This window comes from Inquilinus sp. (genome assembly GCF_057815775.1).
On sequence record NZ_JBYRFX010000853.1, the window covers coordinates 1 to 3,524 of the forward strand.

The 3,524-nt window shown below is 71.7% G+C and carries 5 protein-coding genes; all 5 read left to right on the top strand.

The annotated features are described in order from the left end of the window. The coding region (locus AC3XYG_RS30615; protein ID WP_489143662.1) for a substrate-binding domain-containing protein at positions 1-420 on the top strand (420 nt) is incomplete at its 5' end. A 3-nt stretch (positions 421-423) separates the two neighbouring features. Then, positions 424-1,149: an SDR family oxidoreductase gene (locus tag AC3XYG_RS30620; protein WP_489143663.1), complete on the top strand. Its 726-nt coding sequence runs from the start codon at positions 424-426 to the stop codon at positions 1,147-1,149. A gap of 32 nt (positions 1,150-1,181) precedes the next feature. Further along, the gene (locus AC3XYG_RS30625) at positions 1,182-2,210 is read left to right on the top strand and encodes a hydroxyacid dehydrogenase (RefSeq protein WP_489143664.1); all 1,029 of its coding nucleotides are present in this window, start codon (positions 1,182-1,184) and stop codon (positions 2,208-2,210) included. Between the two features lie 169 nt (positions 2,211-2,379). After that, positions 2,380-3,132 carry an SDR family NAD(P)-dependent oxidoreductase gene (locus AC3XYG_RS30630; RefSeq protein ID WP_489143665.1) on the top strand — a complete coding sequence of 251 codons (753 nt, stop codon included), beginning with the start codon at positions 2,380-2,382 and terminating at the stop codon, positions 3,130-3,132. Between the two features lie 57 nt (positions 3,133-3,189). After that, positions 3,190-3,524, top strand: a 335-nt coding sequence (locus AC3XYG_RS30635; protein ID WP_489143666.1) for an alpha/beta hydrolase family protein, incomplete at its 3' end; no start/stop codon positions are given.

Genomic DNA, 3,524 nt, shown 5'->3' on the forward strand with positions numbered 1-3,524 from the left:
GCCCCCCCCCCCCCCGACCTGGTCTGGCAGGGCGCCGGCATCGGCGGCTATGGCGACACCGAAGGGCCGGAGCTCGGCCGCATCGGCATCCGCGAGCTGCTCAGCCGCGACGACCCGCCGACCGCGGTGGTCACCGTCAACGACATGTATGCGATGGGTGCCTATGCCGGCGCCCGCGATCTCGGCGCCAATGTCCCGGGCGACATCTCGATCGTCGGCTTCGACGACATCGACCTCGCCGCCGTGGTGCATCCGGCGCTGACCACGGTGCGTCAGCCGCTGGCCGAGATGGCCGAGGCCGCGGTCGCGGCGTTGATCCGGGTGCTCGAAGGCACCGATGAGGGGCAGGAGGCGCATGTCAGCGCCATGCCGCAGCTGATCGTGCGGGCGTCGACGGCGCCGCCGAAGCAAGGGGAATAGAGGATGGCGGGATTCCTGGCCGGACAGACGATCCTGGTCGCCGGTGCCAGCAGCGGCATGGGCCGCGCCACGGCCCTGGCCGCGGCGCGGGAGGGCGGCGCGCTGCTGCTGCTCGGCCGTGACCGGGCGCGACTGGATTCGGTGGCGGCAGAGATCCGCGCCATCGCGCCGGACCGACCGGCCGTGGTGATCGCGGCTGATGCCGCCGATGCGGCTGCGCTGGACGCGGCGCTGGCGCCGCATGCCGGGGCGATCGACATCGCCGTCAACTCGGTCGGCACCAACATCGTCGGCCGCGCCTTCGGCGAGCTGACACCCGACAGCTGGGCCGGCATGGTGGACGCCAACCTCAACGCCGCCTTCAACCTCACCCGGGCGGTGGTGCCCGGGATGCGGGCCCGCAGGCAGGGTCTAATCATCCACATCTCCTCGGTCGCCGCGCGCAAGGCCGATCGCTCCGGCGCCGCCTACCAGGCGACCAAGGCCGGGGTGGTGGCGCTGACCCATGCCGTGATGGAGGAGGAGCGCGAGAACGGCCTGCGCCTGACTGCGATCCTGCCCGGCATGACCGACACGCCGCTGCTGGACAAGCGGCCGGTGCCGGTCTCGGCGGACAGCCGCCGCGCCGCGCTGCAGCCGGACGACGTCGCCGCCGCCTGCCTGTTCGTCATGGGCCTGCCGGCCCGCGCCCATGTCGCCGAGATCGTGCTGCAGCCCAGCCGCAGCTGACCGGCCCCGAGACCCAATCAGAGGAAGCTGACATGTCGACAGGATCGCAATCCGGCCAGCGGCCGGTGGTCGCCCTGCTGCTGACGCCGGAGATGCGGGCGCAGATGATCCCGCTGGCCGCGGAAGAGAAGCTGGCCGCCGCGGCCAATGTGCGGGCGCCGGGCCCAGGCGAACTGACCGCCGAGAACCTGCCCGGGCTGCTGGAGGGCGCCGCCGCGGCGCTGACTGGCTGGGGCACGCCGCCGATCGGCGACGCCGTGCTGGCAGCCCGGCCGGAACTTGGTCTGGTCGCCCATTCCGCCGGCAGCGTCCGGCGCCTGGTGCCGGCGGCGGCGATCGAGAGCGGCCGCCTCCAGGTCAGCCACGCCGCGGTGCATATCGCGGAATCGGTGGCCGAATTCGTGATCGCGCAGACGCTGTCGATCTTGCGCGAACCGCACCGGCACGATGCCGGGATGAAGGCGAATGAGGGCTGGCTCGACCTGCGGGCACGGTATCTCGGCCGGCTGCTCGGCGCGCAGACGGTCGGTCTCGTCGGCGCCGGCTATGTCGGGCGGCTGGTGATCAAGCTGTTCAAGGCCTTCGGCGCACGCGTCATCGTTTCTGATCCCTATCTCTCGGCGGAGAAGGCCGCAGAGCTGGGGGTGGAGCGCGCCAGCCTCGAGGAGTTGCTTGATGGTTGCGACATCGTCTCGCTTCACGCACCGGCGTTGCCGGAGACGCGGCACATGATCGGCGCGGCGCAACTGGCGCGGCTGCGCGACGGCTGCCTGTTCATCAACACCGCCCGCCCGGCGCTGGTCGACGAGGCGGCGCTGCTGGCCGCCCTGCGCACCGGTCGGTTCCAGGCGGCGCTCGACGTGTTCGACCAGGAACCGCTGCCGGCCGACAGCCCGTTCCGGACCCTGCCGAATGTCGTGCTGTCGCCGCACGCCGCGGGGCACAACGAGGATTCGCACAAGCGGCAGGGCGCGACCACGGTCGACGAGATCTGCCGCTTCCTCGCCGGCGAGCCGCTGCGCCATGCGGTGACGCCGGCGATGCTCGCCACCATGGCTTGAGAGTCCGTCCGATCACACGCCTGGCGCGGCCGTCCGATGGCGGTTTCCGCGCTTCCGGTGCCCACGGACCAAAATTCCGCTGCGCGCCGGTTCTCGAAACCACCACCAGCCGACTCACGCCAGACGCGTGCTCGAACGGCCTCTGACTGACCCACCGAAAGGAATTTCCATGAGCTTCCAGGACAAGGTCGTGCTCGTCACCGGCGGTGCCTCGGGGATCGGCGGCGCCACCACGCGGGCCTTCGCCAAGGCCGGCGCCCGAATCGCCTTCACCTATGCCACCAGCGGGGCGGAGGCCGAGGCGATGGCGGCTTCCTTCGCGGCGGATGGGTTGAAGGCGCTGGCGCTGCAGGCCGATCTGACCAAGCCGGAGGTGGTGGCGGAGGTGGTCGCCCGCACCGAGCGCGAGCTCGGGCCGCTCGACGTGCTGTTCGCCAATGCCGGCGGCCTGCTGCAGCGCAGCCGCTGCGTCGACACCACGCTGGAGCTGTGGCAGCAGGCGATCGCGATCAACCTGACCAGCACCTTCCTGTGCTGCCAGGCCGCGCTGCGGTCGATGGAGCCGCGGCGGTCGGGTGCCATCGTCACCATGTCGTCGCTGGCCGCCTTCGACGGCGGCGGCTTCGGTGCCGCGCATTACGCCGCCACCAAGGGCGCGGTGGCGACCTTCACCCGCAGCCTGGCCAAGGAGGTCGGGCCGCTCGGCATCCGGGTCAACGGCGTGGCCCCGGGCCTGATCGGCACCCGCTTCCACGACACCTTCAACACCCCGGAGGGCCGCGCCGCCGCGGTCGAGAAGACGCCGCTGCGCCGGGAAGGCCGGCCCGAGGATGTTGCCGAGGCCGTGCTGTATCTCGCCTCCGACCGCGCCTCCTTCCTGACCGGCGAGATCCTGCAGATCAATGGCGGGGTCGGGTTCTGAACGGTTGTATTGGTGAGGCCCCGATCGGACGGGGCTGAACCAGAGGCTGAGAGACGGATGGCGCTGGACCTTCTCATCGACGGGCCGGATGACGCCCGCGTCACCATCATGCTGGCGCATGGTGCCGGCGCGCCGATGGATTCGGCCGGCATGACCGCACTGGCTGGGGCGCTGTCGGGTGTCGGCTTCCGCACCGTGCGCTTCGAATTCGCCTATATGGAGGCCCGGCGGGCCGGCCAGCGCAAGCCGCCGCCGCGGGCCGAGACCCTCGGTCCGGAATATCGGGCGGCGGTGGAGCAACTCGGCGCCACGGGGCCGCTGGTCCTCGGCGGCAAGTCGATGGGCGGGCGCGTGGCCTCGATGATCGCGGACGATCTCTACGCCGCCGGCCG